We start from the raw sequence: 17,101 nt of genomic DNA, 5'->3' as shown, positions 1-17,101 counted from the left end.
AATGCAAAAAGAAAAATATTACTTAATAGGCAATGAAGATCTTAGCGATATTCAAAAATGACATGATAAAAAACAAAGCGATTGATATAATAATCAATTTCATTTAGCTGGATATTCAGGATCAACAAACGATCCAAATGGATTGACTTATCATGATGGTAAGTATTATATTTTTATGCAAAGTTGTCCATTTAGTATTCAACATTTTAATAAGTCGTGAGCTTTATATACAACAACTGACTTTATTAATTACAACTATGAGGGTTTAACTTTAATCCCTTCAACTAAATATGACATAAATGGAGTATTTTCAGGAAGCGCTAGAATAAATGAAAGTGGCGAAATTGAAATATACTACACAGGAAATATTAAGTTTAATGACGTTGATAGAACTGCGTATACTTTAAAAGCATTTATTGATTTAAAAGAAAAATTAGTAACTAAGGAATTATTATTTGAAGCTGATTTAACAAAATATTCAGGTCATTATAGAGATCCTATTGTGTTTGAAAAGAATAATGAATTATTTATGTTGAATGGTGCTCAAACAACTGATTTAAAAGCTATGCTAAATGTTTACAAATTTAATGGTAAAACTTGAGAAAATTTTAAAGATATTAAATTTGATGAAAATGATGAACAAGAAGCTTATATGTTAGAATGTCCAAACTATTTTAAATTAGATGGTAGAGAATATGTTTTTGCTTGTTTAGAACAAGATGCGCCGCTAAAAGATGGCAGCCATTTTGTAAAATACAGAGAAGTTGAAATTGATAATGAAATTAACTTTAAATATAAAACTGATTTAATAAAAATTGATTTAGGTTTTGATTTTTACGCGCCTCAAGTATTTAGTAATACAGGTGAAAGAGTTATTATGTTAGGATGATTAGGAAATTCTAAGTCTAATCCTTTCCCACCAGAATTAACAACATGAAGTAATCAACTTACATTACCAAGAGATTTATATGTTAAAAATGATCGCTTGTATCAATTACCAATAAAGGAATTGGATGCTTTAAGAAAAGATGAAATTTCTTTACTAAATGGTTCTTATAATTATGAAAACGGTCTAAGTGAAATAATCGCTGATCAAATTAATGGTGATTTTAAAATTAGACTTAAAAATGACAAGAATGAAAATATTTCAATTTCAAACAAGAATAATGAATTAATTATTGATAGAAGTAATACCACTTTCAAAGACGAAGAAAATTTACCTTCAATAATTAACTTGGGTAATTTAAATGTTAAAAATTTAAGAATTTTAATTGATAGAAGTGTAATGGAAATTTTTATAAATGATGGTCAGTATGCTATATCAGTTAGATTTTTTATTGATAAACACAATCAAATTCAAACAGACATTAAAAATATTAAAGTTAATCAATTAATAGGGTATTCATACAACTGAAATAATATAATATTTAAAAATGAGTTAAAGGGAAAATAATATGAAAAATATAGTTTCAATTGGAGAAGTGTTAATGGATATTTATTCAGAAAATAACACAATTAAAAGTGAAGTTGGTGGGGCATCATTTAATGTTGCCTGCTCAATTGGAGCAATTAACAAAAATAATAGTTACTTTATGGGTTCTTTAGGAAATGATGAATTTTCAGCTCTTATTAAAAAATTTATTAAAAAATTTAATATTAAAGAAGAATTTATTCAAGTTACTGATAAGCCAACAACAGTTGCTAAAGTTACACTAGATGAAAATAAAGAAAGATTTTTCCAATTTATTAGAAATAGTGATGCTGAATACCAACTTGATAAAGAAGAAAGTCAAAAGCTTTCAAAAATAGATTTTATACACTTTGGAAGTGCTACAGGTTTCTTAGAAGGAAATTTAAAAAAATCATATAATCAATTATTTGAATTAGCAGTTAAAAATGGAATTAAGTTTTCATTTGACCCTAACTTTAGAGACAAACTTTGAGTTACTAATGAAGAAATTGAAGCATTTAAAATTCATTGTCAAAAGTACATGGAAAAAGCCAGTTTAATTAAGTTTTCAGAAGATGAATTATTCTTATTAACAGGAATTGAAAATCAGGAAGAAGCAATTAAAACAATAATGCAAAAAAATCCAACTGCACTAGTTTGTATAACTCGTGGATGTAATGATACTATTTTTGGATGAAAAAATAAATTGAACTATGTTCCAACAATATTAGCTGAAAATTTAGTTGATACTACTGGTGCTGGTGATGCTTTTATTTCTAATTTAATTAATGAATATGTAACATTAAATATTAATGAAAATTCATCAACAGAGGAAATAGCGAATATTATTAAAAAATCTAATATGTTTGCTAATCAAACAGTTCAATATTTAGGTGCATTAAGTTTCTTAGAGCATTTAAACTAAAAAAACTAAGATTTATTCTTAGTTTTATTTTATTTAAATATCGATAAAGTATAATTTATTTAAATACAAAAGAGGTAACTTAAATGATAAAAATGATAGCAATTGATATTGATGGAACTGTATTTGATCATAAAACTGGAATTCATCAGAAAACTAAAGATGCGATTTTAAAAGCAAAAGAATTAAATATTCCTGTTGTAATTGCAACAGGAAGGAATTTAACAACAATTCATCATATAGCAAAGGAGTTACAAATAGATAACTCTTCATATCCATTTGTTTCACAAAATGGAGGTCAATCTTTTAGTTTTAATCATGATAATAAAGGTGAATTAAAAATTTACTATACTGTTTCTTTTGACATAAGATTAACAAAAGAATTGTTTGACTGTGCAAATAAAAATAAAATTAAAATTTTTGCTTATTCTGAAGATGAAAAGTATGCGTATGCTAATAAAAAAATAAGTGCGTTTAGAACATTTATGAAGTTTAAAACAAAAAGACAAAAATTAATAAGTTACAATAGTAAAACTGATTTTAGTAAATTAAAAGTAAGTAAGTTTATTTGTTTTGGTAAAGCTAAACATATGCAAAAATTTAGAGAATTGGCAGAAAAAAATGATGTTTCTATTTTTGAATTTAGTTATGTGTCTGATGCGCATGCAAATATAGAGTTAAACCCAGTTGGAGTCGATAAAGCATATGGATTAAAATATGTAACAGAGCAATTAAACATTGATCCAAAAGATGTTATTTACTTTGGAGATGGTGAAAATGATATTGCAGCAATTAAGTGAGCAGGCAAAGGTATAGCAATGAAAAATGCTAAAGATGCAGTCAAGCAAGTTGCTGATGATGTTACTTATTTAACAGCTGGAGAAGGCGGAGTAGGAGACTATTTATTTAAAAATGTTTTTAAATAAAATAAATTTTGAAATTGAAGTTTATATAGCTTCATTTTTTAATGTTCAAAAACTAAATTTTTCTACATTTTTTTGAATAATTAATATACAATTTATTTAGTTGTTTTAAAAGGAGACAAGCATGAATTTATTACTATTTAAAGAAATTTCAAATTCACAACAATATCTAATTCTTGAATGATTAGATGTTGCATTTAGTCATGCCCAAATTTTTGAAACTATTTTAGAAACTGAGAGCCTCTCCCTTAAGTAGGAAGTCATATAAATAACGACTTCTATTTTGTCATATGATGACATTTTTTTGAGTTTATAAACTTAACAATCATATATGAATAAAAGAGGAAACCAAAATGGAAAATAACATCTTAGAGTTACGTAATGTGACTAAAGACTATGATGGTAAAGTTGTTTTAAAAGGTATAGATTTAAATATTAAAGAAGGAGAATTTATTACTCTTTTAGGACCTTCAGGTTGTGGAAAAACAACAACTTTAAGAATCATAGCTGGTTTTGAAAAACCAAACAGTGGGCAAATTATGTTTGAAGGTAAAGATTTATTGCCTATCCCAATTAACAAAAGACAGTTTAATACAATCTTTCAATCTTATGCACTTTTTCCACATTTAAATGTGTTTGATAACATTGCATTCGGTTTAAGAACCAAGAAAACTAAAAAAGATATTCTACAACGTGAAGTGCTAAAACAAATTAGACAAGTTGGATTAGAAGGATTTGAAGACAGAAATATTAATGATCTTTCAGGTGGTCAAAAACAACGTGTAGCTATTGCTAGAGCTTTAGTTATGAAACCGAAAGTTTTATTATTGGATGAACCATTAGCTGCATTAGATGTTCAATTAAGACAACACATGCGTGAAGAGTTAAAAAGACTACAAAAAGAAATAGGTATTACATTCTTGATGGTCTCACATGACCAAGAAGAAGCATTAAGTATTAGTGACCGTATAGTTGTCATGAATCAAGGAGCAATTCAACAAATTGGAACACCAGAAGATATTTACAATGAACCTGAAAACTTATGAGTAGCAAAATTTGTAGGGCAATCAAACATTATTGAAGATGGAATTTTTGTTGAAGACAATAAAGTAAAAATTGATGGTAAAAATTTTGTCTGTGATGACACAAACTTTGGTGAAGATGAAAAATCAATTGATATTGTTATTAGACCAGAAGATATTGAAATTAAGAAAACAAACACAGGATACTTTAATGGGACTGTAATAAACACAGTCTTTAAAGGCGTTCATTGAGAAGTTTTAGTTGAAACAACTAAAAAAAGAATTTGAAAAATACACACAACACATACTTTCGAAATTGATGATAAAGTTTCAATTAAATGAAACGACCAAGCTATTCACGTAATGTGGAAAGAAGTAGAATAAATTAATGAAAAAAGTTTCAAAAGCTGTAGAGGCTGAAAACATAATTAATGTTAATTTAGATGAAAGTTCTTTGAAAAATAAAGAAAGTATTTCATCATCAGAGAGTAAATCATTTTTTAAGAAAGTAATTAAACCAAAATCAAAACAAAAAGAAGGTTTTGATCAAGAACAACTTGAAACAGCAATCGATAATGAAATTGCTCGTGAAAACAAACAAAAAATTCGCCAAAAAATAAAAGAAATAAACAAAACATTAAACAAAACAAAATTATTTAATTTTGGAAAAGGTAAAGCTTGACCAATATTATTACCATTTTTTGTAGTTATGATTTGTTTAGTTATAGTACCAATAATTTCTATTATTGTTTATTCAGTAGTTCAACCAAGTGGGGATATGAAAATGTTCGAATTTTCATTGAAAAATTTTATTAGAATATTTTCAACAGGCGGAATTATGAGAACTATAGGTTTGACAATAGCCTACGCATTTTTAGCTGCATTAATGTGTATCATTTTCGGATACCCTATTGCGCTAATTATGTCAGAAATGAGATCAAAAATATTAGCAAAAAATATGTGACTATTAGTTACTATGCCAATGTGAATTTCAATGCTATTAAAAGTGTTAGGGTTAAGAAGTTTATTTTTAATAATGGCACCAAGTGCATTGGGAACACAATTAGCAATTATTATTGGAATGACATATATGTTTCTTCCATTTGCTATAACTCCAATTTATGATTCACTAGAATCAAGAAGAGTTGACATTGAAGAAGCTGCTATGGATTTAGGGTGTTCTAAATTTAGAACTTTCTGAACAGTAACTTTTAGATCTTCAATGCCTGGAGTTATAACAGCATTAACATTAGTTTTATTACAAGCAGCTACATCATTAGTTGTTGTTCAATACATGGGTGATGGAAAAATCACATTAATTACATCAATTATTGAATCTTATTTCTTTAAAGGTAGTGACTTTGGATTTGGTGCAGCAATAAGTGTTGTATTAGCTGTATTTGTATTCTTACTAATGGTAGTTTCAAAATTCATAAGTAATAAATTTGAAAAGAAAGGAGCTAGATCATGAAAAGATTCTTCCGATCAACTTACTTTGCTATAATTCTTTTAATAATCTATATCCCAATTGCCGTAATGATTTTCTTTTCATTTAACAGTAGTAGTTCAGTTTCTAACTGATCAGGATTTAGTACAAAATGATATGAAGAATTTTTCAAAAATTCTCCCTTTATTAAATCTATTATCACATCTTTATTCGTTGCAGTTGTATCAACAGTAATTAGTGTTGTTATTGGAACAATGGCTGCAATTGGATTAAGTCGTGTATCAAAAAGAAAACAAAGTAAATGAAATTCAATTGCAAACATCCCTTTAATTAATGCTGATATTATTACAGCTGTTGCTTTAATGATTATCTTTTTATTAAGCGGAGTTAAGTTTGGTATATTCACATTAATAATGGCTCACGTTTCATTTAACGTTCCTTACGTATTAATTACAGTTATGCCAAGACTAAGAAAAGTAGATAAATCAATAGTGGAAGCAAGTTATGATTTAGGTGCTAAAACAGGAACTGTAATTTTCAAAATAATTTTACCTATCTTAAAGCCAGCTATAATAATTGCTACAGTTATCGCATTTGCGATGAGTTTTGATGATTTCATTATTTCTTATTTCACTGGTGGTGATCAAACTAATGTTGCTTCATTTATTTATTCAACAAAAAGAATAAAACCATACATATTTGCATTTGGAACAATGATGGTTGCTATAATTGCTGCTGGTGTAATAATTTGAAATGCTGTTCTTTTCACAAAAGAAAGAAAAGAACAAGTTAAGTTACAAATTAAAAATGGAACTTACAAATCTAAAACTATTTATAGACTTGAAAAAGAAATTAATGATTTATTAATCTCTTTAGAAACAATCACAAAAACTAAAAAATCAAAAAGAATAAACGTTTGATTTAAATATTACATTTTAAAATTAAAGCTAAAATTTGCAAGTTCAAAAAACTATGATAAAAAAATAGCTAAATTAGAATGAAAAAGATATAAATTGCAAAACACAATTAATAGAGAAAAAAGATATGGTGTTAGATTAGAAAAAGCTAAAGCAAAGCAAAAACAATTGCAAAAGCAAATTAATAAGGCAACTGACATAAAAAGAGCTGCTAAGCTTTCTATTCAATTAGAAAAAGTTGAAGAAAAAATAACTTTCCTATCTGAGGAAATAGCTTGAATTACTCAACAAGAAAAAGAAGCAATTAAAAAAGCTGCTTCTATTAACAAAAAAATTAAGCAATTGAAAAAAGAATTTAAGGCAGAAGAGAATCCTTCTAAAAAAACAATCAACTGGTATAACAAAAAAATCAAATACTATGAAGAGTGAAAAATTGAAGTTGAAGAAGGTAAAAATAACTTTAAATTGAGAATGATCGTTGAAAAATTAAAAGAAGTTAAACGAGTAAATGAAAATAAAATTAGTGATTTAGCTGCAAAATTAGATTTAATTAGCACACAAGCTTTTAGAAAAGTTAGTGTAACAAGTAAAATTAATAAACAAATAATGCAAAATCCTAATGATGCTAATTTAAAAGAAATTAAACAGGATAAAATAGCTAAATTTGAAATAACATTAAACAAATTAATTGAATCTAAAAATGAAAAAATTTCTAAATTAAAAATTAAAATATCAAAAGAAAAAGAAAAATATTTTCCAAGCGATATTGATGAAACTAATTTCACAAAGGGTTTCTTTGCAAGAACATGAAAAATTGCAATGGTAACAATTTTAGCTTTAGTTTCATTTACAGGATTAACAGTAGCTTATGTAATGAATAATATTTATGATTTAGTTATTGGTAATTGAGGAGAATACATTGATGCTTCTCTAATTAAAGAGTTTGAAGAAGAGTATGGTGTTAGAGTTAATTATCAAGTATATGATTCAAACGAAACACTTTATAACAAACTTTACACTTTTAGTTATGACTTAATGGTTCCAAGTGATTACATGGTTCAAAAATTAGCTAATGAAGGTAAGTTAGAGGCATTGGACTATTCAAAGTTAAATGTAGTTTCTGATGATTTCAAAGTTGGTGAACAATTACATGCTGGAATCAATAAAACTGCTAAATTTGAAAATGAAGCTGAAGAAAATAACCCAAAAACAATTAGCAACGATTTACTTGACGTAATGACAAAAAGCAAAGTTGAATATGTTGAAGATAGCGAAAAAACATTGGGCACAGGAACAATTGTTGATTATTCAATACCATACCTATGAGGGGATTTAATAATTGTTGTTAATCCTAATTCAAAAGGCAATGACAAGGGTGGGGAAAATATTAAGTGATTACTTAAAACACACCCAGAAGTTTTAAGCAAAACATCAGTTAATGGAGTTCTTTCAGATGTAGTTGCAGGTGAGTCATATGATGAACATGCTACATATACAATGAAAAATTCAGCTTTATCATGAGGAATTTTATGAGATGCAGCAGCAGCAGGAAAAGAAGTTCTTCTTAATGAAGATCCAAAAAATGTTTTTGCTATTGCAGGACAAAAATTATTTGGAGAAGGTAACTTTACTTCTAAAGAGTCAATTAATGCAGCATCAAATGAACTAAAAGGTTTATTAAAAAATAATAACGTTGCATTGCAAGGTGATTTATTGATTGAAAATGCCAGTGATGGAAAATTTGATTTTGCTGTTATGTATAATGGTGATGCCGCACTAGCCAATCGTATTTACAATGGTGAAGAAGAAGGCGGAAGTGGCGAAACTGAAGAAGACTCACTAACAAGAAATGAAAGAGAAGATAAAATCAATTTCTTATATGGTCGACCAAATGCAAAAATTGAAGGAACTGAAGATAAGTATGAAACAACAAATATTTATTCTGATAACCTAGTAATGGCTAGAAATTCTAAACATAAGGATGTAGCTTATGACTTTATCAATTTTTACATAAAACATGCACAAGATATTTCAGAATTTACAGGAACTCCAACAGGTTTTAAAGAAACTTTAGAAGCAGCTGTAGGTGATGGCGGAATGTATGAAAATTATAAAGCTTTATTTGAACCAATCATTTTACATAAAGAAAAATACGAAGGTAATTTACAACCGTTCTTTAATAATAATACATACGATCCAATCTTGGTTGATGCATTCAATATGCTTCGCACAAGTAAATAAATTTTTAAAAATAGTATATAATCTTTCAAAAGGTTATATACTTTTTATTTTGAAAGGAAATACACTGATGACTTTTAAATTAAACAAAGAATACTTTTTAAATTGACATAAAAATTATTCTATAACTGACTGAAGATTATGATACAAAATTATATTTATAGTTTTAATGACATTTATAGTTTTGTTTAGCTATATCCAACTATTTGTAAATATGTCTTTAGTTGTAAAACAAATTAATGACTTAAATCTAAGTTCTGATATTAGTAGTGAAGAATTAAGCAAGGTTTTGACTAGTTTAAATATATCAAAAGCAACAGAAGCTAGGCTAGTTTTTACAGTAACTAAAGAAGGCTTTTTAAATGCAGGTTATCAACCTTTTGAACAATTTGTTCAGATGTCTTCATTTTTTACATTAATTAGTAATTTATTAGTTTTAATTTGAATGTATGTTGCATTATTCAAGCCTTTAGATGAAGGAAAAAAAGGAATATTAAATAATAGAACTTCAATTATTTTTGCAGCATATATTACAGTAACATTCTTACTTTACAATTTTATATTAAGAATTACAGTTTCAGATATAGCAAATAATTTCATGAGTCATTTTGTTAACGAAATGTTTCATACTGTAGCACCGATATTTTTTGTTGTTTACATATTATTTGCAGTTAAATGAGAAGAAAAAGATAAGCTTTCATTTATAGAATTAAAGAAAACTTGAATATATGGAATATTGGGATTAACTACATATGGAGCATATGCAATTATCAGAGGATTATTAATGGTTGCTGGTGGAACTCCTGGGTCTAGTCAACAAGCATTCCCATATCCATTTTTACAAGTAACTGAAGCAAAAGTTAAAATGGGTGCTATTGAGTTACCGGGAATAGTTTTATTTTTAATATTTATGGTAGTTATTGCAAGTATATGTATTGGTTTTACATTTTTATATAGCTTTATTATTACTAAAAAAATAAAAAGAGGTATGCATAATGAAAAATAATTATTTCGCATTAAAAAAACAAAATATTAGTTCATGATATTTTAAAAATTACACATTGAAAGATTGAAAATTTTGATTTAAGTTAACTTTCGTAATTATACTATCTGCAGTATTACTTATGAGTTATTTAAAACCAATAATTAATTCAAGCATTTATGTTTCTCAAATTAATGAACTTATTAAAGAAAAAGGTTTTACAAACATTAATGATCTTATAAACTACGCAGCTGATAAAAATTATGACTGATTAATTATTACAAAAAATGGAAGTGAAAATCATTTTAACATAATAGCATCAATAAACTTTACATTAGTTGGTGAAACTAAAACATTACATGCAAATTATCAACCTTTTGAAGAAATTTGATTCAGAAGTTCATTCTTTACTTTATTAAGTAATCTCCTAGTATTAGTATGAATCACAACATCATTAATTAAACCTAAAAATGAAGGGCAAAAAGGATTGTTAAGTACTAACAGTGCAATATTAACAGCAACATTTATAACTATTACATTTTTAATATATCAGCTAAGTTTAAGACCAACTGTTATTGCAACAAGCTTAGGAAATGGCAAATCTTTAATTCAAGCAATATTTCCTAGTGCTACATCTGTAATTGAAAATGAAGTTTTCCATACATTTGGGCCTATTGCATTTGTATTATATATTATTTTTGGAATGCATCATGATTCAAAAGAAAATATATCAGCTAAGTTTTTACATAAAAACTGAATGCAAGGAATAATAATTTTAATTAGTTATGGTGTATATGCAATTATTAGAGGATTAATAAAAGAAGCAGGAGGAACTGCTCCAACTTCAATGTATGCTTATCCATATTTTTTCTTGCAAGTTACTACACCCGCTAAAGATGGTTTATTAGGAATACCAGGTATTGTATGATTCTTTATTTTTGTTGTTGTAATAGCGGCAATTTATATTGGTTTTTCATCATTATATAAGTATTTAATAATTAAAAGAATTGATAAAAAATAATACATAAATTGGTCAGACATCAAAGTCTGACTTTTTATTATTATTTTAAAAGTGCAACTATCAATTTACATAATAAGATTTTTTTTATATACTTATATAGTATTTAATGGCGGCATAGCCAAGTGGCTAAGGCATGGGTCTGCAACACCCTGATCATCGGTTCGAATCCGATTGCCGCCTCCAAATAAATTCAATCGTTCAGCTATCTGAACGATTTTTTTTGCAAAATTTAATTTTATAAAAAATCTATTGTTTTTTTTGTAAAACTTATTTATAATAAAAAAGTCCCTTAAATTGAGGTGTACCAATAATAACAAATGCGCCCGTAGATCAATTGGATAGATCGTTTGACTACGGATCAAAAGGTTGGGGGTTCGAGTCCCTCCGGGCGCACCAATTAAATTTTAATGTTATTATTGAAAAAGTAATAACATTGTCGTATCGGGAAGTGGCTCAGCTTGGTAGAGCATTCGGTTTGGGACCGAAGGGTCGCAGGTTCGAATCCTGTCTTCCCGACCATTATATTTTTTTGTGGGCCCTTAGCTCAGCTGGGAGAGCACCTGCCTTGCACGCAGGGGGTCGTCGGTTCGATCCCGATAGGGTCCACCATTTTTTTACGGCGGGGTAGCTCAGTTGGTTAGAGCGTTCGGTTCATACCCGAAAGGTCGCGAGTTCAAATCTCGCCCCCGCTACCATAATTAAGGACCTTTAGCTCAGTTGGTTAGAGCATCCGGCTCATAACCGGACGGTCATTGGTTCAAGTCCAATAAGGTCCACCATTAGCTAATAAATATGGTTGCAACTTGAATATTACATGGAAGATTACCCAAGTCCGGCTGAAGGGATCGGTCTTGAAAACCGAGAGTCGGGGAAACCCGAGCGGGGGTTCGAATCCCTCATCTTCCGCCATTTTTATCGCGGGGTAGAGCAGTTGGTAGCTCGTCGGGCTCATAACCCGAAGGTCGTAGGTTCAAGTCCTGCCCCCGCAACCATTTTTAATGGCCCCATAGCGAAGTTGGTTATCGCGCCTCCCTGTCACGGAGGAGATCACGGGTTCGAGTCCCGTTGGGGTCGCCATCGGTTGTGTAGCTCAGTTGGTAGAGCAGCAGATTGAAGCTCTGCGTGTCGGCGGTTCAATTCCGTCCACAACCACCACTAAAAAAATTTAAGCACTTATGTGCTTTTTTTATTTTTTTAAAAGAGTAAAATTATTTATAAATAAAAAATAGGAGGTTAACAAGATGCATGCACCAAAATTCAAAAAAATGATTTATTTTTCAACTTATGTAATAGTTTCTGCATATGTTTTGTTTGCCTTTTTATTATCTTTTGAGGTTATGAAAACAAATAACTATCAAGCAATTAACATGATTATTGAAAAAGTTAATAATCTTTTTTCAATTATTTTAATAATATTGTTAACATCTGAAACTATAAGATTCATTTCAAGAGATAATGAAGATTTAATTAAAAATAAAAATATTAAAGTTTTAACTAAGAAAGAGAATATAAAGTCAATATTTAAACTTTTAAGCCTAATAATCCCATTTTTAGCAATTAAACTTGTAAGATTTATGTTTATTGACAGGTTTAAAGAGAATTTGCCTTTATCAATTCAAATAGTTACCATTGTTTTTTTAGTAATGAGTATTATCATAATAAGTCTTATTTTGTATATAGTAATAAGTTATATTTTTAAAAAGAACTGACTAATTGAAAATAAAGGCGAAGTTGATCTTGCTTTGTGAATTCAAAAATATGAACCAACAAATAACGAAAATGATGAATGTGATCAAAATAATGAAATTGTTTTTATTAATTTAATAAAACATTTTTTAGCGTATACAGTTAAGGAAAGTGAACTAACTTTTAAATCTTTAAAAACTAAAATTAATAAAACTGAAAAAATGAGAATCATGCCACCATTAACTAACTAATTTTATTTATAAAATAAAACGAAAGAGGTTAGGGAAATGAAAAAAAACAATTACTTTACTAGCTGCGGTTAGTATTGTTGGAGGAGCAAGCGCAACAATTGTGTCTTGTTCTTTTAAGGGTGATAAAAATAAAGGCGGAACAAAAGATACAAAAACGGCTGATAAGGAAACCAGCCAAGTACTATTAAAAGCAGAAATTCAAAAATATTTGGATGAAAACGGAGCATTCAATAGCAAAGAAGAAGCAATAAAAAATATTCAAAATAAAACTGATTGAAAAACCGAGGGAATAGAATTATTAACAGGTAGTGTATATGGAAGTGATTCTACTTCATCTATTCATATTATGGCAAAATTAAAAAAAGGCTATGTATGACAAAAAGCGTCAGTTGGAGAGTTTGATGTAGCAATTAAAATTAACAACGAAAAAAACGTAAGTGAAGTTGCTAAAGAATTGAGCATGTCTTATTATGATAATGAAGATGAGGCAAAAGAAAGTATTAGAGTTAAATTTAAATCGATTACTGGTGTTGAACAAGTTAGCGTTGTTAGAATAGCAACAACAAGAAATGAATTAAAATTTGAAGTCAGTTTAAGTTATAGGGATAATGTTGAAGGACCAGAAAAACAAGAAGTTTCTATAAATTTAAAAAATAATTTAAGCACTGATATTTATGCGGCTAATCAATTAGTCACCAATGGTAATAAAAAATATGAGTCAAAAACTGCTGCTGCGAAATTTATCAAATCAACTTTTGAAAATATTGAAGGTATAAAAAATACAAGTTTAGTTTGGGATCAATGAGCACCTTATAACTACACTATTTCAATTAAATATGATGAGAAAAGCAAAGGTCCTGAAAAAATTGAAGGAGTTATACAACTTAAAACCAACTTAACAGAAGCTGTTAAAACAGCTAAGAATATTTTTGAGTCAAAAGAATATAAAAGTGTAGTTTCAGCAAAAAGTGAAGTTGAATCTAACTTAAAAATTGATGGAATATTAAATGCTGAGTTTTCTTGAGAAGACGAGGCAGCATTAAAATACAATGTTAAATTAACATACTCAAATGATTTCTTTGGGCCAACTTCAATAAGTGGAAAACTATTAAAATATGAATCTGCAATTTTTGAGAAGATTGAAAATCAAACGATTGATATGAGAAAAAACAATAAAATATCAATTGATTTAAAGGGCAAAAATTTAACTAATAAGAAAATATCTGTTAGTTCAGATGATTCTTCAATAGAAGCATCTTATACTGATGGTAAAATTTCATTAGTTGCTAATGACAATAAAAATATTCAAACAGTGATTAAAGTTTGAGATGAAGAAGAAAAAGAATATGGAATAGAATTCTCAACATCAATATTAGCAAAACCTGAAATAGTTTCTAATTTAGAACCAGAATATGGATGATATTTAAATCATGAAACAACTTTAGATATTATGATGAAAGATTTTGATAAAGCTAAGGGAGATAATCTTGAAATTACTTCACAACTTCAAGGAATTGAAAATTCTTTTCCAGTTTCAACATATGTAGAAATTAAACTAGTTCATGATTCTAAAGATGAACAGAAATTTACATTTTATTATAAATTTATAAAGACACTACCTGAAAAGGCTAAAGTGCAAATAGGTTTAAAATTAAACGGAGAAATAGTTTCAATTTTTACATTAATTTCAAAAGCCGAAGTTAATATTTCAGATAGTATAAATGAAACGTTAAGTAATATTCAAAATAATTATAATTGAAAACAAGGGCAAGAAACCAATTTACAAAAACAAGTAGAATCTGATTTGAAATCAATGAGTGGCATTTCTGATGTTTACTTTGAGTGAATTGAAAAAGAACAGTTATCATATAAAGTAACAATTAAATATAAATTAGGTAGCACGGGAGAAAAGGTTTTTTCAAATAAAGGTACATGATATGTGCCTGCAGAGTTTGAAAAAAATGAATCCTTGACTTTTGATATGAGAAACCCATCTTTAAATACATATGAAGTTTATGGTAAAAATTTGTCAGGTAAAAAATTTGGAATAAAAACTGATAATTCAGAAGTTATTGCCGAAACTAATGGAGAAGTCAAAGTTAAAAACAATAAGCAATTTTTAACTATTAAAGTTTCATCAACTGCAAAAGATGACATCACAAGTATTATAACTTTATATCAAGAAGATGATCCTAATCAAAAAAATGAAATCCAAGCAAAAATTTGGGCATTGCCATATTTAGTTGAAACAAGTAATAATTGACCAAAAGAGCAATTGAAAATAAAAAAGGATGAAACAGTAGAATTAAGATTTATAATAAAAAATTATAAAAACAGTAGTATAGATAAAATTCAACTATTTAAAGATGACACAGATTATGAGTATTTTAAAATGTCATTAGAAACAGTTGATGAATCAAAAGGCGAATTTATTTGAAAAATAACAGGTAATGTAAAACATTGATTTTGAGGTTCAACGAATATTAGTTTAAAAATTAAAAGTGAAAACTCTGATTGACAAACTTTAAAATTAATTAATCAAAAAACAGTATAATTTTTTTGATAACAACTTAAAATGTTGTTATCTTTTTTATTTCATTGATTTTTTAATTGTTATATAATTAAAATTGTACAAAAAACAAGAGGAGAAATATCATGAGACAAAAAGTAATTTTCGGAAATTGAAAAATGAACGGAACTAATGCTGAACTTGTTACTTTTTTAAAAAAAGTTGACAAAGCTGCTAAAAAATCAGATGTAGTTGCAGGATTAGGTTTACCATTTACATTATTAACAACAGGAATTGAAAAAGCAAAAAATGTTAAAATTGCTGCACAAAATGTTCACTTTGCTGAAAAGGGAGCATTCACTGGAGAAGTTTCAATTTCAATGTTACAAGAAGTGGGAGTACAATACGTTATTATTGGTCACTCAGAAAGAAGAGAAATGTTTGGGGAAACTGATGAAACAGTTAACAAAAAAGCTACTGCAATATTAGCTGCAGGAATGACACCAATTATTTGTTGTGGTGAAACTTTAGAAACTAAAGAAGCTAAAAAAACTGTTACATTTGTAAATGCACAAATTAAAAAAGCTTATAAAGGAATTAGCGCAGAAGACGCACTAAAAACAATTATTGCTTATGAACCAATCTGAGCTATTGGAACAGGTAAAACTGCAACAAGTGAAGATGCTGAAAAAGTTTGTGAAGCTATTCGTAAAAATTTAACAAAAATTTATGATGAAAAAATTGCACAACAAATTACAATTCAATATGGTGGAAGTGTTAACCCATCAAACATTGCTGAATTAATGTCACAACCAAACATTGATGGAGCACTTGTTGGTGGAGCTTCATTAAAAGCTGATGATTTTATTGCATTAATCAAATACAAAAAATAATTAATGAATGAAATTAAGCTTTTAGTTTTAGATATGGATGGTACTTCTTATCACAAGATGGGAAATATTATCGAATCTAATATTAAACCATTACAAGATGCTATTAAAACTGGTACTAAAGTAGCTTTTGTTACTGGAAGACCAGTTTTAGCAAAACCAAATAATTTAAAAGCTCATAATTTGGTTGAAGAGAATGCAATTTTAATTGGATGTAACTCTGGATGTATTTATGATTTAAATACTGAAAAAGTTTTAAAAAGTAGTCCAATTAAATCTGACCAAGCTAAAAAATTATTTGAAGAAGTTAAAAACACAGATACAATCCTATGAGGATATGTTGATGATTTAAATACAGTTGTTCTTTCAAGAAAAGTTAATGATGTTTATAATGAAGAATGTCACTGAGAAGGAAGGTTTTTTGACGGAGAATATTTAATCTATGATGATGTTAAAGATAATTTTAATTTTAACTTTTTTAAGATTTTAGGATTCAATGGTAATTATAATCTTTACAACAAATTTGAAAAAGATTTCAATTTAAATATTGCAACAAATAATGGAAAAATTGCTGAAATCAATGCACCAGGAATCAACAAAAAATTTGCAATTGATTGATTATCAGAATACTTTAATATTCCACTAGAAAACATTGCTGCAATGGGTGATGGCATGAATGATTTACCAATGATAGAGCATGCTGGAATCGGAGTAGCTTTAAAAAATTCAGAACCAAGAATTAAAGAAGTTGCTCAAGTATATATAGATAAAGAAAACACAGAAGGTGCTGTTGCAGAATTTGTTAACAAGTACATTTTGAATAAATAACAAGGAGAAATAAAA

13 protein-coding genes and 10 tRNA genes are annotated in these 17,101 nt (G+C 27.8%); all 23 read left to right on the top strand.

The window, feature by feature from the left end; genetic code table 4:
- Position 1 precedes the first annotated feature (1 nt).
- The 23 genes from MENTO_RS02960 (at position 2) to MENTO_RS02855 (ending at position 17,086) form a co-directional block, all read left to right on the top strand.
- Positions 2 to 1,453, top strand: a complete 1,452-nt coding sequence (locus MENTO_RS02960) for a glycoside hydrolase family 32 protein (RefSeq protein ID WP_099651366.1) — start codon at positions 2 to 4, stop codon at positions 1,451 to 1,453.
- Position 1,454: 1 nt separating this feature from the next.
- Positions 1,455 to 2,375, top strand: coding sequence for a carbohydrate kinase family protein (locus MENTO_RS02955; protein WP_099651365.1), 921 nt, complete (start codon positions 1,455 to 1,457; stop codon positions 2,373 to 2,375).
- A gap of 83 nt (positions 2,376 to 2,458) precedes the next feature.
- The gene (locus tag MENTO_RS02950) at positions 2,459 to 3,298 is read left to right on the top strand and encodes a Cof-type HAD-IIB family hydrolase (RefSeq protein WP_099651364.1); all 840 of its coding nucleotides are present in this window, start codon (positions 2,459 to 2,461) and stop codon (positions 3,296 to 3,298) included.
- Positions 3,299 to 3,419: 121 nt separating this feature from the next.
- The gene (locus MENTO_RS03965) at positions 3,420 to 3,551 is read left to right on the top strand and encodes a hypothetical protein (RefSeq protein ID WP_277361061.1); all 132 of its coding nucleotides are present in this window, start codon (positions 3,420 to 3,422) and stop codon (positions 3,549 to 3,551) included.
- A gap of 97 nt (positions 3,552 to 3,648) precedes the next feature.
- Positions 3,649 to 4,701: a spermidine/putrescine ABC transporter ATP-binding protein gene (gene potA / locus MENTO_RS02945; protein WP_099651363.1), complete on the top strand. Its 1,053-nt coding sequence runs from the start codon at positions 3,649 to 3,651 to the stop codon at positions 4,699 to 4,701.
- 4 nt (positions 4,702 to 4,705) lie between these two features.
- Positions 4,706 to 5,821: a spermidine/putrescine ABC transporter permease gene (gene potB / locus MENTO_RS02940; RefSeq protein WP_123809504.1), complete on the top strand. Its 1,116-nt coding sequence runs from the start codon at positions 4,706 to 4,708 to the stop codon at positions 5,819 to 5,821.
- Positions 5,785 to 8,922 (top strand): spermidine/putrescine ABC transporter permease/substrate-binding protein, encoded by a 3,138-nt coding sequence (gene potCD, locus MENTO_RS02935; protein WP_099651362.1) that lies wholly within the window; start codon positions 5,785 to 5,787, stop codon positions 8,920 to 8,922. Before potB ends, potCD begins: the two co-directional genes overlap by 37 nt.
- A 67-nt stretch (positions 8,923 to 8,989) precedes the next feature.
- Positions 8,990 to 9,925, top strand: coding sequence for a Pr6Pr family membrane protein (locus tag MENTO_RS02930; protein WP_099651361.1), 936 nt, complete (start codon positions 8,990 to 8,992; stop codon positions 9,923 to 9,925).
- Positions 9,915 to 10,922 (top strand): Pr6Pr family membrane protein, encoded by a 1,008-nt coding sequence (locus MENTO_RS02925; RefSeq protein WP_099651360.1) that lies wholly within the window; start codon positions 9,915 to 9,917, stop codon positions 10,920 to 10,922. Before MENTO_RS02930 ends, MENTO_RS02925 begins: the two co-directional genes overlap by 11 nt.
- A gap of 108 nt (positions 10,923 to 11,030) precedes the next feature.
- Positions 11,031 to 11,105: transfer RNA gene (locus MENTO_RS02920), tRNA-Cys, on the top strand.
- Positions 11,106 to 11,241: 136 nt separating this feature from the next.
- Positions 11,242 to 11,318, top strand: a tRNA-Arg gene (locus MENTO_RS02915).
- Between the two features lie 46 nt (positions 11,319 to 11,364).
- Positions 11,365 to 11,441, top strand: a tRNA-Pro gene (locus MENTO_RS02910).
- A 14-nt stretch (positions 11,442 to 11,455) separates the two neighbouring features.
- A tRNA-Ala gene (locus tag MENTO_RS02905) sits at positions 11,456 to 11,531 on the top strand.
- 9 nt (positions 11,532 to 11,540) lie between these two features.
- Positions 11,541 to 11,617 (top strand) — tRNA-Met (locus tag MENTO_RS02900).
- 7 nt (positions 11,618 to 11,624) lie between these two features.
- Positions 11,625 to 11,701 (top strand) — tRNA-Ile (locus MENTO_RS02895).
- A 37-nt stretch (positions 11,702 to 11,738) separates the two neighbouring features.
- A tRNA-Ser gene (locus tag MENTO_RS02890) sits at positions 11,739 to 11,831 on the top strand.
- Between the two features lie 7 nt (positions 11,832 to 11,838).
- A tRNA-Met gene (locus MENTO_RS02885) sits at positions 11,839 to 11,914 on the top strand.
- 8 nt (positions 11,915 to 11,922) lie between these two features.
- Positions 11,923 to 11,999: transfer RNA gene (locus tag MENTO_RS02880), tRNA-Asp, on the top strand.
- Between the two features lie 2 nt (positions 12,000 to 12,001).
- Positions 12,002 to 12,077 (top strand) — tRNA-Phe (locus tag MENTO_RS02875).
- Between the two features lie 86 nt (positions 12,078 to 12,163).
- A complete protein-coding gene (locus tag MENTO_RS02870) occupies positions 12,164 to 12,859 on the top strand; it encodes a hypothetical protein (protein WP_099651359.1) in 696 nt (231 codons plus the stop codon).
- A 100-nt stretch (positions 12,860 to 12,959) separates the two neighbouring features.
- Positions 12,960 to 15,413 carry a hypothetical protein gene (locus MENTO_RS02865; RefSeq protein ID WP_167372690.1) on the top strand — a complete coding sequence of 818 codons (2,454 nt, stop codon included), beginning with the start codon at positions 12,960 to 12,962 and terminating at the stop codon, positions 15,411 to 15,413.
- Between the two features lie 101 nt (positions 15,414 to 15,514).
- A complete protein-coding gene (tpiA, locus tag MENTO_RS02860; RefSeq protein WP_099651358.1) occupies positions 15,515 to 16,261 on the top strand; it encodes a triose-phosphate isomerase in 747 nt (248 codons plus the stop codon).
- Positions 16,262 to 16,264: 3 nt separating this feature from the next.
- Complete coding sequence (locus MENTO_RS02855) at positions 16,265 to 17,086, top strand: Cof-type HAD-IIB family hydrolase (protein ID WP_099651357.1); 822 nt, start codon at positions 16,265 to 16,267, stop codon at positions 17,084 to 17,086.
- Positions 17,087 to 17,101: the final 15 nt, after the last annotated feature.

Source organism: Mesoplasma entomophilum (assembly GCF_002804125.1).
Taxonomy (GTDB): domain Bacteria; phylum Bacillota_I; class Bacilli_A; order Mycoplasmatales; family Mycoplasmataceae; genus Mesoplasma; species Mesoplasma entomophilum.
The sequence above is the reverse complement of the archived record's forward strand: the minus strand, read 5'-3'. Positions and strand labels throughout refer to the sequence as shown.